The organism is Methylomonas rivi, from assembly GCF_024505165.1.
GTDB lineage: Bacteria > Pseudomonadota > Gammaproteobacteria > Methylococcales > Methylomonadaceae > Methylomonas > Methylomonas rivi.
In genome coordinates this window covers 1-2,081 of the sequence record NZ_JANIBK010000283.1, presented here as the reverse complement: position 1 = coordinate 2,081, position 2,081 = coordinate 1, and the positions used below count along the sequence as shown (strand labels likewise).

Annotated in this window: 2 protein-coding genes; both read right to left on the bottom strand. The window is 61.8% G+C overall.

Annotation, left to right across the window (positions count from 1 at the left end; translation table 11 throughout):
• On the bottom strand, positions 1 to 1,791 hold a 1,791-nt coding region (locus NP596_RS21120; protein ID WP_256617354.1), incomplete at its 3' end, for a hypothetical protein.
• A 4-nt stretch (positions 1,792 to 1,795) separates the two neighbouring features.
• On the bottom strand, positions 1,796 to 2,081 hold a 286-nt coding region (locus NP596_RS21115), incomplete at its 5' end, for a hypothetical protein (protein WP_256617353.1).

Sequence of the window (2,081 nt, the reverse complement as noted above, 5' to 3'; positions counted from 1 at the left end):
TTGCAACTGGCCGCTGAAACTCAGCCAGTCGCGCTGCCGCTGCTGCGGCCAGTGTTCCGGCATTTCCACGCCCAACATGCCGGCCAGCGTCTGCAATTGCAAAGCAGGCGCGGATTGAGGATCCGCCAGTATTTCGCCGGCGGCGACCCGGTCTTCGATGGGCGTCAATTGGCCCTCGAAAGCGGCCAGCAGGCGTTCGCGGAAATCGGCGCTGTTGGCCGGCCGCATATCGCCCGCCAGCGGCCGTTCCAGCTGATGAAAATGGCGCGGCAAATACTGTTGCTGCCAGGAAAACCGAGGAATATAGGCCCGAATGGCGTGTATGGCCGGGGTATGGCGGCCGTCGCCGTTCATTTGCAGTTTCAATTGCAAAAACCGGCCGCGCAATTCCCGGCAGGCGCCTGACTGGCGCTGCAGCAGAATCTGATACAAGCCTTGGTATGGCTGTTGCGGCGGCTTCCAGCCGGGATAAAACGGCAGTTCCGAGGCTAGCGGCAGCCAAAGAGGTTCCGGTTGCAATTGCCAGTCGGCCTGTGATTTGCCGTCCGGGTCGTCGTAGGCGCGGGCATACACCTGCAAGGCGCAGCCGGCCGGAATACAGGCTTCCAGATACAGGCGATGCCAGAGCAAATCCGGACTGCCGGCATCCAGGGCTTTATCCAATATGCAGACGCCGTTGCGCGGAAAGCGCGCCTGCGGCAATGGCAGCAACGGCATCGGGCCTTGCTCGGATTGATAACGGGTTTTGCCGTCCAGACCGACCATGAACCGGGGCGAATGCAGCGACAACATCCGGTAGCGTTCGCCGCCGAGGCGCGCCGTGCCTTGCTGTTTGTCCAGCGTCACCACCGGGCAGTCCCACTGCCGCCGTTCGGTGTTGGCCGCCGGTTTGGGCACCAGCAAGGCCAAGCGGTCCGGCGCCACCACCGAACAATCCACCGCAAACGGCAACTCATCCGGCAACGCCACATCCACAATAGGCGTGGCGGCATCGTCGCTCAAGGCCCGGATCAGCACATGTTGACGATAACCCTCCGCCGTTTGTCGGTAAACCAACAGATATAAAAATTCTTGATCGACGCACATCGCCAGCAAGCCGTCGTAAAATTCGGCATCCTGCCGCCATTGCTGTTGCAGGGCATGCGGATTGGCGGTTTGCGGATAAAACGCCAAAACCGGCGGATGATAGGCCTGCGGCAAGGGTTCGCCGTGTGCCATCACGATGGCGCTACGCGGGTTGGCGTCGGCATCGGTATATGTGCCCGCCAGCCAGACCCGCCGCCGGCTGTCGACGCATAGCCGTTGCGGGACGATATCCAGCTCGCAACGCTGTTGCCAGCGGCGTTGTAAATCCATCGCGATCAAGGCATTTTCGGCCCCCGAGACCGCCAAGGCCGCCAGGCTGCCGCCGCCGATATGCAAATCGACGAACTGGCTGAAATCCGGCGCCACCACCGGCGCCAGCGTCAATTGGTCTATGCTCTGGGCGTCGGGATTATCGCTGCTGGCCCGCACATCCAGCCATTGGCTGCCTTGCCAGTCCGCTTTGACCTGAAAGCGCTTGCCGTCCGCGCTGATGGCGCCTATCTGGCCGTAGTTGTCTATTACTCGCGCCGGCGCATTTTGCCAGGCCGATAATGCCTGTTCGGGGGTAATCTCCGGAAAAAAATGCGCCTGCTGCTGTTCCAGCCTGAATGCCTGCTGCTGAGCGTCCCAGACAAACTTCAGCGAGCGGCTGGCAAAATCGCCGGCGTCCTTAAGCAGTAAAAATGAAGTGCGGTTGCTGTCCATGGGCTTAGCAAATGTCCGGAATCACGGGGGTGGGAATCCAGTCCTTGATGGCATCCCGTTCGCCGGCGCCGCTGACGATATTCGGCGGCCGCGGCGCTTCGCCGGGACTGTCGGCTTGTACGCTAATACCGACCAACTCCGGTAATTGCCAGGGCTGCAAGCTCAGGCTTTGCCCCTCGGCGAGAGTCTGCCACTGGCCGTCGCCAGTTCGCGCATACAACAGCAAACCGCCGATCGCTTGCACGCCGGCTACCCGGCCGGCCACGGTGCGCAACTCGTTGACGTCCACG